Annotated in this window: 7 protein-coding genes and 1 pseudogene; 1 reads left to right on the forward strand and 7 read right to left on the reverse strand. The window is 37.3% G+C overall.

Annotated features, from left to right (window positions below; translation table 11 throughout):
- Positions 1 to 56: 56 nt before the first annotated feature.
- Entirely contained in the window at positions 57 to 395 is a 339-nt protein-coding gene (locus P5P87_RS12945; protein WP_278019562.1) for a hypothetical protein, read from the forward strand.
- 60 nt (positions 396 to 455) lie between these two features.
- Here P5P87_RS12945 and P5P87_RS12950 read toward each other — a convergent pair whose 3' ends face one another.
- The 7 genes and pseudogenes from P5P87_RS12950 to P5P87_RS12980 all read right to left on the reverse strand — a co-directional run bounded on the left by P5P87_RS12950 (position 456) and on the right by P5P87_RS12980 (position 20,737).
- Positions 456 to 2,468 carry an OmpA family protein gene (locus P5P87_RS12950; protein ID WP_278019563.1) on the reverse strand — a complete coding sequence of 671 codons (2,013 nt, stop codon included), beginning with the start codon at positions 2,466 to 2,468 and terminating at the stop codon, positions 456 to 458.
- Between the two features lie 8 nt (positions 2,469 to 2,476).
- A complete protein-coding gene (locus P5P87_RS12955; protein ID WP_278019564.1) occupies positions 2,477 to 3,388 on the reverse strand; it encodes a PorP/SprF family type IX secretion system membrane protein in 912 nt (303 codons plus the stop codon).
- Between the two features lie 48 nt (positions 3,389 to 3,436).
- Positions 3,437 to 13,813, reverse strand: a complete 10,377-nt coding sequence (locus P5P87_RS12960) for a T9SS type B sorting domain-containing protein (RefSeq protein ID WP_278019565.1) — start codon at positions 13,811 to 13,813, stop codon at positions 3,437 to 3,439.
- Positions 13,725 to 17,063 carry a beta strand repeat-containing protein gene (locus P5P87_RS12965; RefSeq protein ID WP_278019566.1) on the reverse strand — a complete coding sequence of 1,113 codons (3,339 nt, stop codon included), beginning with the start codon at positions 17,061 to 17,063 and terminating at the stop codon, positions 13,725 to 13,727. The genes P5P87_RS12960 and P5P87_RS12965 overlap by 89 nt, the downstream gene beginning before the upstream one ends.
- A 526-nt stretch (positions 17,064 to 17,589) precedes the next feature.
- A pseudogene (gene queG, locus P5P87_RS12970) lies at positions 17,590 to 18,517 on the reverse strand (tRNA epoxyqueuosine(34) reductase QueG).
- Complete coding sequence (locus tag P5P87_RS12975) at positions 18,514 to 19,860, reverse strand: cytochrome P450 (RefSeq protein ID WP_278019567.1); 1,347 nt, start codon at positions 19,858 to 19,860, stop codon at positions 18,514 to 18,516. Before P5P87_RS12975 ends, queG begins: the two are co-directional and overlap by 4 nt.
- A 61-nt stretch (positions 19,861 to 19,921) precedes the next feature.
- Positions 19,922 to 20,737: an alpha/beta hydrolase gene (locus P5P87_RS12980; RefSeq protein ID WP_198854494.1), complete on the reverse strand. Its 816-nt coding sequence runs from the start codon at positions 20,735 to 20,737 to the stop codon at positions 19,922 to 19,924.
- Positions 20,738 to 20,739: the final 2 nt, after the last annotated feature.

Consider the following 20,739-nt stretch of genomic DNA (forward strand, 5'->3'; position numbering starts at 1 on the left):
CGACATATATGTCATGTTAAAATTTAATATTACTTTTGTTTAAAAAAAATCTTACAATGGAAGCGAATGAAATTAAAAATTCAGACAAACTGAAAAAACTAACATCTTTATATTTTCGAACTTTAAAACCCGTAAATGATCAAACAAAAACAAATGTTGCTCAAATAAGTTTTTTGAACTATGCCGAATTGGGTTATGCCATAGTTGATCTGTTAAAACTTTGCATTCTAGCTTTAGAGCAAGACGCTCATAAAACTTCCGAGACTAACAAAAATGGAGCGATAAATGTGAGTCTTATTTTGGAAACTATCGTTGAGCTAATTCCTTTACATGAGTTTGAATTTTTAAGTGAAATTAATTATTTGCTTGCTGGAGATTCTACTATTAAGGATTAACTAAAAAACCCTTTTCTAAAGTTTAGAAAAGGGTTTTTATTTTATTTAAAGAAGTTCGTTTTACATTGCCACAATAATAAACTCGCTTCGTCTATTTTGCATGTGCTGTTTTTCTGTACATTTTACTCCATCTGCACATTTGTTTACTAATTGCGTTTCGCCATAACCTTTTGCTGTTAGTCTGTCTTCGCTGATTCCTTTTTGAATTAGCCAATTTTTGGTTGATTGTGCTCTTTTTTCTGAAAGAATCTGATTGCTCTCTGAAGAAGACCGGCTATCGGTATGAGAACGAATATCAAGTTTCATTGTTGGATATTCGTTTAAAAGATTCACCACTTTCATTAACTGCGGTTCTGATGTTTTCTTGATGGTTGCTTTACCCAAATCAAAGAAATTCATAGGCAGGTTTAATAGTTTTGCAATATCTACACCTACTCTTATAGAACCTACTTTTACCGGGCTTATCGCGACTTTTTTGATTGCTACCGTTTTTGCCGCAAGAGGTTTGAAAACTTTATTTAATGCAATTAATTGAGTAGTTTCTCCTTTTTCTTTACTAATAGTTACTACAACTTCTTTGGCATTGTAATCATTCTTAGCTGTTCTAATGGTATATTTTTTACCACATCTTAAATCAGGAAAAAGATAATTTCCTTTTTCGTCTGTTGTAATTGTTCCAACTGGATCAAATTTTTCATTAAAAAGAGTCAGAGAAGTATTCGCTAAGATTTCGTTTGATTCTGCATCAGTAACATTTCCAGATAAATTTTGTTCGCAGATTAATCTTCTAGTTTCTGTAAATCTGTAAATATCATCCATCCCTAGTCCGTTTTCTCTGTTTGAAGAAAAATAACCGCTTCTGGTTTTACTATCAATGCTAAAAGCAAAATCGTCTTGTTTGCTATTTACAGGTTCTCCAACATTTAGAACGTCATCATAAGTTCCGTTGGCTTTTATACGAGAAGCAAAAACATCCAATCCGCCTAAACCTGGACGTCCGTCAGAAGCAAAATACAATTCGTTGTCTCCAGAAATAAAAGGAAAAGTTTCTCTTGCTTCTGTATTAATTGTTGGTCCAAGATTTTCTGGCGTACCGAAAGTTCCGTCTTCATTGATCGCTACTTTATAAATATCCGATTGTCCTAAAGTTCCCGGCATATCTGATGCAAAATAAAGTGTTTTTTCGTCTACGCTTAAAGCAGGATGTGCCGTGCTGTATTGATCGCTATTGAACGGAAGTTCTGCAACATTTTTCCATTCGTTATCGATAAATTCTGCTTTGTACAATTTTAATAAGGTTACGTTTTTGTCGTTGCTACGTCTTTTGCCATCTGTGAAATTATTTCGGGTAAAATACATAGTGCGTCCGTCTTTTGTAAAAATTGGACTTGACTCATTAAAATTGTCTTTTTTTCTTTTTACTAAAAGTTCTGGCTTTCCAACACTTCCATCTGGCATTAAATCGGCTGTATATAATCTAGAGAAAGATCTGTTTGTCCATTGAAAGTTGGATTTCACGACTCCGCCTGTATCGCGCGCAGATGTAAAAACGATTTTATTGTTGTAAACTACACTTCCGTAATCTGAATATCTAGAATTAACTCCAGCATCGGCTATTTGAAATCGGCCTGAGTTTTCTTTTATATCTTCTAAATAATTTTTGTCTTTTCTAATAAGATCTGCCCTTTTCTCTGCAGTTGCTTTCTGATTGAATTTCTGCAAAATCTCATCAGATCTTCGATAATCTCCTGCCGATTTTAATGATTGGGCATATCTGTACAAATATTCAGCTTCTTGGTTTTCGTTTATCACGAATAATTGCTCATACCATTTTAATGCATTTTTTAACTCTCCATTAAAATAATATGAATTGGCTAAACGCTGAATTACACCTTCATTAGTAGTTTCTGAATTTACCAATGTCTCGTATACTTTTATAGCATCTGCGTAAGCGTACTCTTCGTATTTTTTATCTGCATATTTTATGTTCATTGTAGTAAATGGATTTTGTGCATTTACATTTGAAATAAAACTAAACAGTAAAAAGATCAATATTAATTTTCTAGCTTTCATAGGTTGTATTAAAAGAATCTTGGGGATATCATTTTATTGTAATTATTAAAGAACTCGAATCTTAAGAAAATCTCATGAGATCCAGAATTGTATTTTCTTAATTGTGTGGTTTCATGATCGTAACCGTAACCTATATACATTCCTTTTGATACCTGAAATCCAGCCATTGCACTAACAGATGCACTCCAACGGTAAGCAAGTCCTAAAACAAATTTATCATTGAACATAAAATTTCCTGAAACATCGACTTGCAAAGGAGCTCCTTCTACCATTTTGGTCATTAAAGCGGGTTTGAATTTTATGTACTCTAAACGGTCTAGATTAAATACATAACCTGCTATTAAATAATAATTGATTTTTTCTTTAAAAATAGCTACATCATCTGAGTCATAACGGTTGGTTTCGATAAAATTAGGAACCGATAATCCTACATATGCTCTGTCTGAATGAAAATAAAGTCCAGCTCCAACATTTGGCGAGAATTTATTTTTAAGATTCTGAAATTGCGGATCGTCTTGATCTTCATAACTCAATTTATTAATATCGATATTAAAAAGATTAGCGGTTCCTTTTATCCCGAAAGATAAATTCCATGTGTCTGAAGTTGGAATTGTATAAGACAAATCTGCCGATAAAGTATTCTCTACCGTTGGCCCGATTTTATCATTTACCAAAGAAACCCCAAGTCCTAAATCGCTATTTTTCAAAGGCGTATTAACCGAAAATGTACTTGTTTCTGGTGCTCCATCTAATCCAACCCATTGTGTACGATATAAACCAAAAACGCTTAATGCCCCTCTTGAACCTGCATACGCTGGATTGACTTCGATTGTGTTATACATGTATTGCGTATACTGCGCATCTTGCTGCGCATGTGACACAATCGAAAAAAACATAAAAACTAAAATTAACTTTTTCATTTATTAAGCTTTAGAACGGCTTAGAGCTAACTAAGCCGTAGTCCAATTTTATTTATTAAGGTATAAGTATCCAGATTCTTGATGAGACTTTTGAGCACTATCTTTGTATTTTAAGATATAGAAATACGTTCCGACTGGAAGACCATCTGTTTGTTTCACGGTTGAACGTCCGTTAGAATATCCAACAAAAACGCGATCGTTATTATTGTACTGATCTATGTTGAAAACTAGAACTCCCCAACGGTTATAAACTTCAACCGTATTATCTGGATAACATTCTATTCCTCTAATATAGAATCTTGCATTCTTGCTGTCTCCATTTGGAGAGAAAGCATTCATTACTTTAATAGAACATCCATTTAAGTCTAAGACAGTTGGATTATCTCCGCTATTGCTTGCATCGTCTGACTGATCTTCAACTACAACTCCTCTTACACTGCTTCCTTTTACAGTTGCCTGATTACTCACACTGCCTCTATTAATATCTTCTTGAGTGATTTTGTAAACCGCTGTAAAGTTTGAATTGTTAGATTCGTTAACATCTAAGTTTATTGCTTGTCCAGAAACGACTACTCCTGGCAACGGATCGTTAATCGTGATTCCAACAAGAGGTACATTTCCTGTATTTGTCACAGTAAATTTGTACGTAATTGTTTCTCCAGCATTTGCAAAACCGCTATTATTTTCGTCATTGAAAACTGCTGTTTTTATAACAGAAATAGCAGGCACTTCTACAAAAACATTTAATACAGCCGTAGAACAATTTGTGTTACTAGCTTTTTCACAAACCTGATAAGTTAAAGCATAATTTCCACCTGGTGTATTTGGCTTAACATTTACCGTACCGTCTTCATTCCATTCAAAATACGGACTGTCTGTTAAAGGTTTCACTACAACATCTGCAGGATTTATTGGTTTTCCGTTTATTAAATCATTGTCTAAGACATTTATAAATTCTAATGAACCATTAATTCCATCAACGCGAACATCATTATCGTCATTTAAAGTAATTTGATTTGCTGTTGGAGGCCCTGAGTCAATATTATTCTCAACAGTAATCTTAATCACCGCCTGACTGCAATTTGATGTATTCGCAGCTTCACAAATCTGATATGTTAATTCGTAAACTCCATCTGGTGTATTTGTCGCTATATTGATTGAACCATCAGCATTCAATGAAATATTTGGATGAACAACCGGAACTGATAAAATAACAGCTGAAGGATCGAATTTTACTCCATTTAACAAGTCATTTTCAAAAATATTAATCGTAGCATTTGCTCCTTTCTTAGCATCTACAGGTCCTGCCACATCATTATTTGCTTTTATAGCAAATGTTGGACGTGCATTACAATCTGGTTTAACAGGCGGATATGCAACAGAAACTGTAACAGTTGGATTTAATGAAAACTCGATTTTTACTCCATTTCTAGTAGCTTCAAATCCATCGGCACCTTCTGTCCATATACCATTATTTAAAATCCATCCTGGCCAATCAATTCCATTTCCGTTACTGTCAATTTCTGCTCCTGGCCATAGAAGATTTCCACTTAATGGCAGATTGGTCTGAGTTGCTACTACATTATTATTGCTATCAATCCATTTAACAGTTAATAAATTATTAGCTACGAAATTATCTGGTGAAACTGTATAATTAACATACGGAACATTATTTGAACAATAGCTTTCTGCTGTAATTGTCATTTTTGGTTCTGTCACCGTTACTTTTACAATATTTGAGGCACAGTTATCTGGATTCAATTTCTCACAAATAGTATATGTCAATTCATAATCTCCCGCAGGTGCATTTGGCGCTAGTGTAACATTTCCGTCTGCATCTACAGTCAGATATCCTTTTGGATCTGCTTGAATTACTTTAAGATCTACATCTGATGGCACTAATTTATTTCCATCTTTAGTATCATTCTCAAAAACGTTGATTACTTTCTGCGGAATATTTACTCCAACTGCAGGCACAAGATCTTCGTTTGCAACCAGATTTCCTGCCGTAACCGGAACAGTAATAGTTACCGAGTCGCAGTTCGTAGGATTGGTATTTTCGCAGATTTTGTATTCTACTTTATAATCTCCTTTTGGCGTATTTGGAGCAACAGTAATTGTATAATCTGAATTTAATGTCAATCCTGCAGGAAGCGTACCGATAATTTCAAACTTAACTTCTCCTGCTCCTGTTCCAACCGCTACCGCTTTTCCGTTCAATTTATCGTTTGCCGTCAATGAAATTGTTGTTCCTCCAATGTTACCATTGATTGAAGCTATCACATCTTCAACAGCATCGATTGCAGGCAAGCCGACTGTTACTTTAACAGTGTTTGAACTGCAGTTGTCCGGATTCAGTTTCTCGCAGATTTCATATGTCAATTCATAAGTTCCTGCTGGAGGATTTGCTCCTAAAACAATGTTTCCGTCCGCATCAACAGTCAGATATCCTTTTGGATCTGCCGCCGTAGTTTTAAGCGTAACATCTGCCGGATCTAATGGCTGATTGTTTTTAGTGTCATTCTCAAAAACATTTTTCCCTAATGTCTGAGGAACGTCCGATCCTAAAACTGATGGAATCTCATCTGCATTTGCAACCAGATTCCCTGCCGTAACTGGAACAGTAATAGTTACCGAGTCGCAGTTTGTCGGATTGGTGTTTTCGCAGATTTTGTATTCTATGCTGTAATTTCCTTTCGGCGTATTTGGCGCAACAGTTATAGTATGGTCTGAATTTAGCGTGAATCCTGATGGAAGCGTACCGATAATTTCAAACTTAACTTCTCCTGCTCCTGTTCCAACCGCTACCGCTTTTCCGTTCAATTTATCGTTTGCCGTCAATGAAATTGTTGTTCCTCCAATGTTTCCGTTTATTGAAGCGATTACGTCTTCAACCGCATCGATTGCAGGCAAGCCGACTGTTACTTTAACAGTGTTTGAACTGCAGTTGTCCGGATTCAGTTTCTCGCAGATTTCATATGTCAATTCATAAGTTCCTGCTGGAGGATTTGCTCCTAAAACAATGTTTCCGTCCGCATCAACAGTCAGATATCCTTTTGGATCTGCAGTCGTAGTTTTAAGCGTAACATCTGCCGGATCTAATGGCTGATTGTTTTTAGTGTCATTCTCAAAAACATTTTTCCCTAATGTCTGAGGAACGTCCGATCCTAAAACTGATGGAATCTCATCTGCATTTGCAACCAGATTCCCTGCCGTAACTGGAACAGTAATAGTTACCGAGTCGCAGTTTGTCGGATTGGTGTTTTCGCAGATTTTGTATTCTATGCTGTAATTTCCTTTCGGCGTATTTGGCGCAACAGTTATAGTATGGTCTGAATTTAGCGTGAATCCTGATGGAAGCGTACCGATAATTTCAAACTTAACTTCTCCTGCTCCTGTTCCAACCACTACCGCTTTTCCGTTCAATTTATCGTTTGCCGTCAATGAAATTGTTGTTCCTCCAATGTTTCCGTTTATTGAAGCGATTACGTCTTCAACCGCATCGATTGCAGGCAAGCCGACTGTTACTTTAACAGTGTTTGAACTGCAGTTGTCCGGATTCAGTTTCTCGCAGATTTCATATGTCAATTCATAAGTTCCTGCTGGAGGATTTGCTCCTAAAACAATGTTTCCGTCCGCATCAACAGTCAGATATCCTTTTGGATCTGCAGTCGTAGTTTTAAGCGTAACATCTGCCGGATCTAATGGCTGATTGTTTTTAGTGTCATTTTCAAAAACATTTTTACCTAATGTCTGAGGAACGTCCGATCCTAAAACTGATGGAATCTCATCTGCATTTGCAACCAGATTCCCTGCCGTAACTGGAACAGTAATAGTTACCGAGTCGCAGTTTGTCGGATTGGTGTTTTCGCAGATTTTGTATTCTATGCTGTAATTTCCTTTCGGCGTATTTGGCGCAACAGTTATAGTATGGTCTGAATTTAGCGTGAATCCTGATGGAAGCGTACCGATAATTTCAAACTTAACTTCTCCTGCTCCTGTTCCAACCACTACCGCTTTTCCGTTCAATTTATCGTTTGCCGTCAATGAAATTGTTGTTCCTCCAATGTTTCCGTTTATTGAAGCGATTACGTCTTCAACCGCATCGATTGCAGGCAAGCCGACTGTTACTTTAACAGTGTTTGAACTGCAGTTGTCCGGATTCAGTTTCTCGCAGATTTCATATGTCAATTCATAAGTTCCTGCTGGAGGATTTGCTCCTAAAACAATGTTTCCGTCCGCATCAACAGTCAGATATCCTTTTGGATCTGCAGTCGTAGTTTTAAGCGTAACATCTGCCGGATCTAATGGCTGATTGTTTTTAGTGTCATTTTCAAAAACATTTTTACCTAATGTCTGAGGAACGTCCGATCCTAAAACTGATGGAATCTCGTCTGCATTCGCAACCAGATTTCCTGCCGTAACCGGAACAGTAATAGTTACCGAGTCGCAGTTTGCTGGAACTGCACCTACTTCACATATTATATATTCTATATTATAATTTCCTTTTGGTGTATTTGGAGCTACTGTAATAGTTCCATTTGTATTTAGCGTTAATCCAGACGGTAAAGTGCCAACAATATTTATTGTAACTTCTCCTGAATTAGTCCCAATTACTACTTTATTACCGTTTAGTGTATCGTTTTCTACTAGAGATATTGTTGTTCCGCCAATGTTTCCATTAATTGGAGTAATAGTATCCAGTATTGCGTCTATTATATTTACAACCTTAACCTCTGCAACCGCGGTTTTGCAGTTTGAAGGGTTCGCATCCTTCTCGCAGATTTCGTATGTGATGCTGTAGGTTCCGCTTGGCGTGTTTGCAGCCAGAGTAACGTCTCCGCTTGCATCAACGCTCAATGGACCGTTGCCGCCAATTGTAACAATAGTGTTTGTGGATGTAACAGATGCTCCATCTAAAGTGTCGTTCGTTTTAACATTGCCGATTACTGATACTGTCGATCCGGAAGTTTTTGTTCCGAAATCGTCTTTAACTGCAATCAAACCGTTTTCAACTTTAACTTCCGCAGCTGCAGTTTTGCAGTTTGAAGGGTTCGCATCCTTCTCGCAGATCTCGTATGTGATGCTGTAGGTTCCGCTTGGCGTGTTGGCAGCCAGAGTAACGTCTCCGCTTGCATCAACGCTCAATGGACCGTTGCTGTCAATTGTAACAATAGTGTTTGTGGACGTAACAGATGCTCCATCTAAAGTGTCGTTCGTTTTAACATTGCCGATTACTGATGCTGTCGATCCGGAAGTTTTTGTTCCGAAATCGTCTTTAACTGCAATCAAACCGTTTTCAACCTTAACCTCTGCAACCGCGGTTTTGCAGTTTGAAGGGTTCGCATCCTTCTCGCAGATCTCGTATGTGATGCTGTAGGTTCCGCTTGGCGTGTTTGCAGCCAGAGTAACGTCTCCGCTTGCATCAACGCTCAATGGACCGTTGCTGCCAATTGTAACAATAGTGTTTGTGGATGTAACAGATGCTCCATCTAAAGTGTCGTTCGTTTTAACATTGCCGATTACTGATACTGTCGATCCGGAAGTTTTTGTTCCGAAATCGTCTTTAACTGCAATCAAACCGTTTTCAACTTTAACTTCCGCAGCTGCAGTTTTGCAGTTTGAAGGGTTCGCATCCTTCTCGCAGATTTCGTATGTGATGCTGTAAGTTCCGCTTGGCGTGTTTGCGGCAAGGGTAACGTCTCCGTCTGCATCAACGCTCAATGGCCCGTCGCTGCCAACAGTCACAACTGTATTAGTGGACGTAACAGATGCCCCGTCTAAAGTGTCGTTCGTTTTAACATTGCCGATTACTGATGCTGTCGATCCGGAAGTTTTTGTTCCGAAATCGTCTTTAACTGCAACTAAGCCATTCACAATTTCAACTTTAACCGTAGCCGTATTGCAATTTCCGCTATTAGCAATTTCACAAATTGAATAATCAAAAGTATAAGTACCCGTTGGTGTATTCGGTTTTACTGAAACAGCACCATTTGCAGTATTGAAAATTAACACTGAAGGTACAGTACCATTTACTGTAACATCAATATCTCCTCTATTTACTTTATCACAATTTAAAACATCATTATCAAAAACATTGGTAATAACTACTCCTCCAGCTATTCCATTTGATGAAGAAACACTATCATCATTTGCTGTAATTTCACCAATTACTTGAACGATTTGCGTGCAAGTCTCTGTATTTCCTCCTGTATCTGTTGCTGTCCATGTCACCGTAGTGTTTCCGACTGGGAAACTTGAAGGTGCATCATTCGTCACTGTTACAGTTCCAGAGCAATTATCCGATACTGTCGGAGTACCTAAAACAATTCCAGTTGCAGTGCATGAATTCGCATCTGCTAAAACTGAAACTGCCAACGGGCAAGTAATTGATGGCTTTTGAGTGTCTTTAACAATTACTTTTTGAGTCGCGGTTTCTACGTTTCCATTTCCGTCGCTAAAACTCCAGTTAATGGTATAAGTTCCCTGAGCATTATAGGTCAGAGGATCTGTCGTTGTTCCTGTAACTGTCCCTGCACAGTTGTCTGTGGTAGTCGGAGCCGTTGCTGTTGCAGAACATTCTCCCGTAATATCTGCCAATGTTGGCTGTACAGGTTTCTGAGTGTCTTTAACAATTACTTTTTGAGTCGCGGTTTCTACGTTTCCGTTTCCGTCGCTAAAACTCCAGTTAATGGTATAAGTTCCCTGAGCATTATAGGTCAGAGGATCTGTCGTTGTTCCTGTAACTGTCCCTTTGCAATTATCAGTCGTTGTCGGAGCTGTTGCTGTTGCAGAGCATTCTCCCGTAATATCTGCCAATGTTGGCTGTACAGGTTTCTGAGTGTCTTTAACAATTACTTTTTGAGTCGCAGTTTCTACGTTTCCGTTTCCGTCGCTAAAACTCCAGTTAATGGTATAAGTTCCCTGAGCATTATAGGTCAGAGGATCTGTCGTTGTTCCTGTAACTGTCCCTTTGCAATTATCAGTCGTTGTCGGAGCTGTTGCTGTTGCAGAGCATTCTCCCGTAATATCTGCCAATGTTGGCTGTACAGGTTTCTGAGTGTCTTTAACAATTACTTTTTGAGTCGCAGTTTCTACGTTTCCGTTTCCGTCGCTAAAACTCCAGTTAATGGTATAAGTTCCCTGAGCATTATAGGTCAGAGGATCTGTCGTTGTTCCTGTAACTGTCCCTTTGCAATTATCAGTCGTTGTCGGAGCTGTTGCTGTTGCAGAGCATTCTCCCGTAATATCTGCCAATGTTGGCTGTACAGGTTTCTGAGTGTCTTTAACAATTACTTTTTGAGTCGCAGTTTCTACGTTTCCGTTTCCGTCGCTAAAACTCCAGTTAATGGTATAAGTTCCCTGAGCATTATAGGTCAGAGGATCTGTCGTTGTTCCTGTAACTGTCCCTTTGCAATTATCAGTCGTTGTCGGAGCTGTTGCTGTTGCAGAGCATTCTCCCGTAATATCTGCTAAAACAGGTTTTACAGGTTTCTGAGTGTCTTTAACAATTACCTTTTGAGTCGCAGTTTCTACGTTTCCGTTTCCGTCGCTAAAACTCCAGTTAATGGTATAAGTTCCCTGAGCATTATAGGTCAGAGGATCTGTCGTTGTTCCTGTAACTGTCCCTTTGCAATTATCAGTCGTTGTCGGAGCTGTTGCTGTTGCAGAACATTCTCCCGTAATATCTGCTAAAACAGGTTTTACAGGTTTCTGAGTGTCTTTAACAATTACCTTTTGAGTCGCAGTTTCTACGTTTCCGTTGCCGTCGCTAAAACTCCAGTTAATGGTATAAGTTCCCTGAGCATTATAGGTCAGAGGATCTGTCGTTGTTCCTGTAACTGTCCCTTTGCAATTATCAGTCGTTGTCGGAGCTGTTGCTGTTGCAGAGCATTCTCCCGTAATATCTGCCAATGTTGGCTGTACAGGTTTCTGAGTGTCTTTAACAATTACTTTTTGAGTCGCAGTTTCTACGTTTCCGTTTCCGTCGCTAAAACTCCAGTTAATGGTATAAGTTCCCTGAGCATTATAGGTCAGAGGATCTGTCGTTGTTCCTGTAACTGTCCCTGCACAGTTGTCTGTGGTAGTCGGAGCCGTTGCTGTTGCAGAACATTCTCCCGTAATATCTGCCAATGTTGGCTGTACAGGTTTCTGAGTGTCTTTAACAATTACCTTTTGAGTCGCGGTTTCTACGTTTCCGTTTCCGTCGCTAAAACTCCAGTTAATGGTATAAGTTCCCTGAGCATTATAGGTCAGAGGATCTGTCGTTGTTCCTGTAACTGTCCCTTTGCAATTATCAGTCGTTGTCGGAGCTGTTGCTGTTGCAGAGCATTCTCCCGTAATATCTGCCAATGTTGGCTGTACAGGTTTCTGAGTGTCTTTAACAATTACTTTTTGAGTCGCAGTTTCTACGTTTCCGTTTCCGTCGCTAAAACTCCAGTTAATGGTATAAGTTCCCTGAGCATTATAGGTCAGAGGATCTGTCGTTGTTCCTGTAACTGTCCCTTTGCAATTATCAGTCGTTGTCGGAGCTGTTGCTGTTGCAGAGCATTCTCCCGTAATATCTGCTAAAACAGGTTTTACAGGTTTCTGAGTGTCTTTAACAATTACTTTTTGAGTCGCAGTTTCTACGTTTCCGTTTCCGTCGCTAAAACTCCAGTTAATGGTATAAGTTCCCTGAGCATTATAGGTCAGAGGATCTGTCGTTGTTCCTGTAACTGTCCCTTTGCAATTATCAGTCGTTGTCGGAGCTGTTGCTGTTGCAGAGCATTCTCCCGTAATATCTGCTAAAACAGGTTTTACAGGTTTCTGAGTGTCTTTAACAATTACCTTTTGAGTCGCAGTTTCTACGTTTCCGTTGCCGTCGCTAAAACTCCAGTTAATGGTATAAGTTCCCTGAGCATTATAGGTCAGAGGATCTGTCGTTGTTCCTGTAACTGTCCCTTTGCAATTATCAGTCGTTGTCGGAGCTGTTGCTGTTGCAGAACATTCTCCCGTAATATCTGCTAAAACAGGTTTTACAGGTTTCTGAGTGTCTTTAACAATTACCTTTTGAGTCGCAGTTTCTACGTTTCCGTTTCCGTCGCTAAAACTCCAGTTAATGGTATAAGTTCCCTGAGCGTTATAGGTCAGAGGATCTGTCGTTGTTCCTGTAACTGTCCCTTTGCAATTATCAGTCGTTGTCGGAGCTGTTGCTGTTGCAGAACATTCTCCCGTAATATCTGCTAAAACAGGTTTTACAGGTTTTTCTGTATCACTAACTTTTACTGTAGAAGCAGCAGAAGTGGCCTCACATCCAGTTGAAGAATTTTTAACTTTTACTTTATAATCTCCATCAGAATTTACAACTAACGTAGAAGAAGTTTGACTAGGAATAACGGCATTATTTCTATACCAAACATAAGTTGGCGAACTTGCATTTGAATTGGCTGTCAAAGTCGTAGTTAAACATGCCGTTAAATTTCCAGATATAGTTGCTGTAGGCAAAGCATTTGTTGTTACTGTATGAGTAGTTGTTACTGGTCCATTACATCCCACAGCACTTGCTGTGATTGTAGTTGTTCCCGACCACCCTGCAACATAAGTTACTGCTCCAGTAGCTGAATTTATAGTATTTCCGCCTGTGCTACTTGCAGAATCTAGGCTATATGTAATATTACCTGTTGAATTTGTTGCTGTTGTAGTTCTTGTTATTGTTTCAACTCCTTGGCAACGAGAAGACGTTGATGGTGAAAATGATGCAATTGTTACATTTGGTGATAAGGTAACTGTTCCTTGAATTGTTACTTCTACGCAAGGAGCAGTATGACCAACTGTAGTAATGATATAAGTACCAGCTGCTGTTGGATTTCCAGAAATTGTTACTGTTTTTGCATTAGTATCAACTGCAGCAGATAATCCTGCAGGCAAGTTAGATACTGTAGCATTTGTAGCACTTCCTCCAAAAGTATATACTGCATTTGGAACTGATGCTCCAGAACAAACTGTTGGATTTTGAGTACCACTTGTAAATACAATATTTGAAGCTGTATTTATAACTGCCGCGACAGCAATTCTAGACGTTGAAGTACAACCTGACGCTGTTACTGCTCCTACATAGTAAGTTGTAGTAGCTGTTAAAGTTGGAGTATTAAAAGTTGTTCCTGTTCCTAATACTGTTGAGCTTGTAGGATCAGCATACCAATTAATAGTCGCTCCAGTTGATGCAGTTGCAGTTAATTTCACTGATCCGGAACCGCATATTGAACCTTCTGTTGTCGAATTTATTGTTGGTACTGTATTTATTGTTGCTTTAACTTCTGTTCTTGTTGGTGTAGTACAGCCATTGTCTGTTGCTTCAACATAATAAGAAGTTGTTGTAGATAAACTTGGTGTCGTAAAACTTTCTCCTGTTCCTAAAGACGTTCCTCCTGTTGATGCTTGCATACCAATTAATAGTTCCTGCTGATGCTGTAGCTCCTAAAATTACTTCTCCTGCACCACAACGTGAGTTAGAAGTGCTTGTTGTAATTGTTGGTTTTGCATTAATAACGAAATTAACCGCCGCTCTACAATTTGAATTACCTGAACAAGTCGCATAATACGTTTTTGTTGTTGCTGTAGCGGTACTTGTCAATCCAGATCCTGTAACTCCCACTGGATTAAAAGAAGTACCTGTATAAATTGATGAACCTCCTGTAGATGTAGTATACCATTCAATTCCCCCTATAGTATAATTTACAGTAATCTGCATATAATCTACATAGGCAGTAATGTCATTATTTGATGTTCTAGTGATACTTGCAGATAAAGCAATTCCAAAATTTGCATTATTAATATCTGCGGGCGTCCAAGTGGTGTTCCATAAATCTGATGATCCACCATAATTTGCCACAGAAGTAGAACTTGTTGACCAATTAGATCCTGTGATGCTTTTATTTTCACCAATAACAGTTCCTGCTTTAATTAGACTAACAACATTATCTTTAACATTCACTGTAGAGCTGGCAGTACTACCATAACGACCAATTGTAACTTGAATTCCAGTAATTGTAGCATTAGTAGGAATATTAAAATCAAAATCTGTTCCTTGAAGAGACCTCGTAGCAACAGTGGTATTCCCTCCACTGCTAACAGTTGCAGATGCATAACTTGAATCATTAGAAGTCACTCTTGAAGGATTAGACCAAGAAAGTGATGTAGTGCCTACACTATTACCTGCTCTTGCAATTTTTGCTCCTGTGCTATTAGATGTTCCACATGGAGAAGAAGCTGTCAATGATCCAGTTCCATCTTGACAAATAGTTACACCTGTCGCCGTTGGCGCTCCAACAACTGCATTAATAACAATACCAGTGTTTGCAGCAGAAGTACATCCTTGTTCATTTGTTGTAGTTACAGAATAGGTACCTGGTACCAATCCAGAAAAAACACCTGTTGTACTATTTACTGAAGCAGAAACAGGATTTGTTCCCGTTAATGTATAACTTATTCCAGAACCGTTTGCAGGTGTATTAACAGTTATTGTACCTGTTGGAGCAGTACAAGTTGTTTGGGTTACACTAACTGTGGGAGCTGCAGGCAAAGCTAAAATTGAAATATCATCAACGGCAGTACCTGTTCCACTAAAATTTACACCTAGAACATTTGATTGGCCTGTACCTTCATACGTTTTATTTGCACTGCCATAAGCATTTGTAAATGCCGTTATTCTTCTAGTAGAATTGACTGTTGTACGTGTTGGATCAAGATATAAGGCTTGAGCATTTGCACTATAAGTTCCTGCCGCTATAGAAGCGGCTACTTTTCCAATTAAAGTAATGGTAACAACTGCATTTTGTGCAATGTTAAACCCTCCAAAAACAGGATTATTAGCCGTAGCTGTAGCCGAATTAGCTAGAGTTCCTGCTGGTCCAGAAGCTCCAGTAGAATAAACTGCTGTAGCTGAATCAAATTCGATACCTGTTGGAAAATTAAAATCCAACATCACACCTGCTGCGTTTCCAGCTCCCGTATTTTTTATTTCGATTTCATAAGAAACTTTTTCATCAATAGCATTACAAATTGCAGTTGCAGATAATGTTTTTACTTTCGTCTCAAGAACTGGAAAACAGTTAGCATTTACCTGTAAATTTGGCGGTACGTCTGCAACTGTAAAAGTTGAAACATAACCAACTGTTCCAGCTACAGCACCATGATTGATTCCTTTTCCTGCATTAGATTTACCTGCAGCCCCACCAAGCACACTAGTTGTAATGGTTACTGTGCTTGAAACATTATGGCAGATAATTCCTCCACCTCCACCTCCACCTGGTCCGTGTTCATTGTTATCGTCATTTTCAGTATTTCCTCCGTCACCACCGTTCGCTTCTATTTTTATACTTGCAATACTATTATTAGATACATTCAATAAAACTGTTCCGCCAGCTCCTCCTCCTCCTGCACCATCTGGTGAATTAGCATAAGTTCCTGGTGCTCCTTTTCCACCATTGGCATAAATGGTACCATTTCCTAAAACATTTCCAGCATTAATAAGAATAATTGCTCCTCCAACACCACCTTTTACACCAGTAGAGGCATCATTAGCATCTCCTGCACCTCCACCTCCGCCCATAATAAGCCTAGGAAATTTTTCAATTGTGGAATACGATTTTGATCCTGGTCTTCCTGCACCTGTAAGATTATTAGAAAGGAGATCTCCTCCTCCTCCTTGCCAGCCAGCTCCTCCAAGACCACCAAATCCACCATTACCGCCACCGCCTCCGCCAGTGTTATGGTCGTTACCGCCACCTCCAGCATTAGCAGGAGCTCCTCTTCCAGAAGAACCGCCTGGCATTCCTTCAACTGTATTTGCTACCTGATTAAAACCATCCCACATATATTTAGGTGTACCAGCTATTCCTTCTCCCTTTCCAGAAATTTTACTATTTCCTGAATCACCAACATAAGTTGTAGAATTATTAAGATCCGAACCTGCTTTTGGACTATATCCTCCTCTAAATCCTCTTGAACTACCATCAATACTAAAGCCATTAAAATTGAAAGTTCCAGAAACATTAAAAGCAATAATACCACCAGCAACTCCATTAAAAGGAGGCGTTGTGATATTAGCCGTCAGAGTTAAATTAGAGTATTGAGGCACTCTAACTACTTGAAATGTTCTTTTCCCTCTTGTTGTTGTAGCATCTGCATTATAAAAACTATTTAAGACACCACTATTATTACCAGTCCCTTTAAACGTTAAATTTCCTCCAGTCAAGGGCACATTATTTGTTGCGATTACATACTCAAAAACCCCAGTATTACCAAGAGATGTTAATCCAGTTCCTCCAAGATAATCTGGACCACTGTTCGTTGTACCAGAACCGTAACTAGTTGTATTGGTATAATTTATCGTAGCATCTTGCATTTGAATAATTAAAATCAAATCTCCTGCAGAGATTGGAGTTGCTCCAAAATTATTCGAGTATTGATCTGTTGCTGGTACACCTGCTAGATATACAGATTGCGCCCCTGCACTTAATGTAACATTTCCAGTAATTGGATAATATGTATTGACAGAACTTGACACAGCAACAGGTCCGTCAACTCCAGGAGTTCCACATACTTGTGCGAATGAAAATATTGGTAATGTGACAAATGAAATAAAGAAAATTAGCCTAGAAAATCCAGACTTACAAAAAGTAGAGTTACGCATAGACAACTTGGGTTTGTGGAACAGAAATTTCGGATGCCAAAAAATGGATGAACATTTTTAGCATATTGATGAGATACGTGAAAAAACAGAAAATGGATTTAAAAAAGCTTAGAACAGCTTTTTTAAGACATACATATAAAAAAGACATCATGTAGACCATTGTCATATAGTAAATTAAAGACTATAAAAGTCTTAACAGTTTTAAATTAAGTAGATTTGGAAAGCGCGAAAGTATATCGAGGAATGAAATCAATCCTCATTATTCCGACAAAATGCAGATAAAATCGTCAAACAACAGTTTTTAACAACTGTTCATAGCTTGAAAATCAAAAAAATATAAAAATACGACAATGAAATAGCAGAATTTTCTTAAAAATTTAGAATATTTTCAAATTCCTACAGAATTTATTGACAAATAAGTAATTTAACGTAAGAAATAAAAAACAGCAAAAAGGGAATCTTAAAATAATAAAACACTCATTATCAAGACTATAAATAACAAACATTAAACATTAAACAAAAATCCCTATTGTAAAAACTTGATATTTCGTTTTAGTCCATCAAATTTGGTTCTTTTGATAGGTGAGTTTTTAAAAACCTGTTTAAAAGTTTCTTCAGTAATTTCCATCCAGTCTTTTTTGGTAAAAGAAAGTAAATCTGGATTAGGGTTAAATAGCGGTTCTGAATGAGGTTTAGAAAATCGATTCCATGGGCAAACGTCTTGGCAGGTATCACAACCAAACATCCATTCATCGAATTTCCCTTTCATTTCTGCAGGAAGATTTTCTTTTAATTCTATAGTATAATACGATATGCATTTACTTCCGTCAACAATATACGGAGCAACAATTGCTTGAGTAGGACAAGCGTCGATACAAGCTGTGCAAGATCCACAATGATCTGTAACTGCATGATCGTATTCTAAGTCTAAATCAATAATTAGTTCGGCAATAAAGTAAAAAGAGCCGACCCTTTGGGTAATAAGATTACTGTTTTTTCCAATCCAACCCAAGCCACTTTTAGCAGACCCAAGCCTTATCTAAAACAGGTGCAGAATCAACAAAAGCACGTCCTGAAACTTCTCCAATATTTTCCTGAATCGAATGGAGAAATTCTTTTAATTTGTCTTTAATTACAAAATGATAATCTTGTCCATAAGCATATTTAGAAATCTTAAAACTTTCTTCATTTTGTGTAGAATCTGGATAATAATTCAGTAAAAGTGAAACAACGCTCTTACCATCATCAACCAATAAAGTGGGGTCTAGACGTTTATCAAAATGGTTTTCCATATAAGCCATCTGACCATTGCGATTGTTCTTCAGCCAATTTTCAAGCCGAGGGGCTTCTTTTTCCAAAAACCCCGCTTTAGATATGCCACAAGAAAGAAATCCAAGCCTTTTGGCTTCTTCTTTTATAAACTTTGAATATGTTTCTTTCGAATTAATACTCATCTTTTTGAAAATGAAACTTCAATATTAACAGGCTTTAAAGTCACTAAAGGATTAAAATTAACCGTTTCGTTTTTAGTTTTAATCTCGTACTTTTTTACAATTTGCGAAATTGTTAAACACATTTCATAAATAGCAAAACCAGTTCCTATGCACATTCTTGGACCAGCGCCAAAAGGATAAAAGTACTGCATTGACTTTTTCTTTTGTTCGCCTAAAAATCGTTCTGGAATAAATTGATCTGGAATATCCCAATACTTTGGATTGCGATGTAATTCATAAAATGATATTCCAATTAATGTACTTTTTTTGATTTTAAATTCAGTCAAAGAATCATCTTCAACATTTTCTCTATCTGTAATCCAAGCAGGAGGATACAAACGCATTGATTCATTTAAAACCGCATTGGTATAAGTCATTTTCTGAAGCTGTTCAATAACATTATCAGTATGAGATTCTATCTCCGTGATTTCATCAAAAATCTTTTGTTGGATTTCAGGGTATCTTCCCAAAAAATGAAGTGTAAAAGTTAAAGCATTCGCTGTTGTTTCATGACCAGCAATGAATAAAACCTTAATTTCGTCAATCAACTGCTGCATAGACATGCTCTCTCCCGTATCTTCATATCGGGTTTCCATAAGCATATTAAGAAGGTCGTTGTATTCTTCATTCGAAGCATTTCTTCCTTCAATAATTTCTTGAATAATATTATTATTTTCTTCTGCTAAATTTAAATGCTTTCTGACTTGTCCGCTTAATGAAAACCACAATGCCTTATGAGGAAGTCTGATTTCTTTAACTAAAAACTTCTGAACTTCTTCTATAATGAATTTTATTCTATGAAGCTTTTCTTCCGAAATTGAAAATTCAAATAATGACTTTGCAACAACATTAAAAGCAAGCTGACTCATTGCTGGAAAGACATCAAAAAATTTATTTTCATCTAAATTATCAACTTCAGCAGTAATTGTTTTGTTCATATTGTCAACCAGCTGATTCATCTTTTGTTTATGAAAAGCAGGCTGAATAAGACGTCTTTGCTTTAACCAAAAATCACCATCGCTAGTTAAAAGTCCTTTTCCCAAATATTTTGAAAGATATACAGACTGAAATTTGGACTTGTTATAATTTCTTTGATTTTTGACTAAAATATATTGCGCAATTTCATTGTCTCTGGATAAAATTATATACCTCGATAAGCCAATTCTAATAGAAAAAGAATCACCAAATTTCTCAAAATATCTTTTATGAAAAGGAATTGGATTTCTTCGAACACCTTCAGCATCTTTAAAAAATCTCAATATTGAAAGTCTGGTCGGGTAACTATAATTTATATGTTCAGACATCTTGAATAGAATTAAAGCAGTACTGTAAACAGTAATGATTATTTTATCTTTTTAATCAAATTTACTTATTATGCTGTGAAATCCACTCTGTAATATTCTTTATGTTCTGTATTTCAGTTTCAGGTGTATTCATTCCAACATCATGTGCTTTACCTTCTCTAATGATTAATTTTGTTTCTACTCCCTTTCTTTTTAATTCATTATAAAGATTTTGAGACTGACTAACGTTAACAACATTATCCGCGTCACCATGAATTAACAATGTCGGTACGTTTGAAATATTACTAAACGGACTTATCTTAATTATTGCACTATTGTCTCCGCTAGAATCTATTTTAGTTCCAGCTAATTTTTCAATAATATCAAAACGACCGTTCTTTTTTCTAAATTCTAATACTTCAGGAGAATCTAATCTTGAAGGTGCGCAAAGCGCCGTTATAGATTTCATATTCTTTTTAGTGTACCCGTATAATAATGCCAAATGTGCACCAGCACTAATTCCAACAATATGATAACCATTTTTAGTGTAACCATACTTACCAGATTTTTTTGAAACATAACTAACAGCAGCATCAATATCTGCTAATAAATCTTTAGCTGAAACACTATCATTTGCATAACGATAATCAACATTAGCAACAACAAATCCTTTATTAGCAATATCCTCTGCATGCTTTTTAGTATACTCAAGTCCACCCATTGACCAAGATCCTCCATGAATAAGAATAACTACTGGTAAATTTTTTAAATTTTCATTAGGAGCATACAAATCTAAAATCTGCTGAGATGATTTACCATAAGAAAGGTGGGGAAAATAATGAGTCTGACTAAAAGAGTTTAAACAAACAAATAGTACAAATAAAAAATAATGTTTCATAT

Origin of the sequence: Flavobacterium ginsengisoli (assembly GCF_029625315.1) — a bacterium.
GTDB classification, from domain to species: Bacteria; Bacteroidota; Bacteroidia; order Flavobacteriales; family Flavobacteriaceae; genus Flavobacterium; species Flavobacterium ginsengisoli.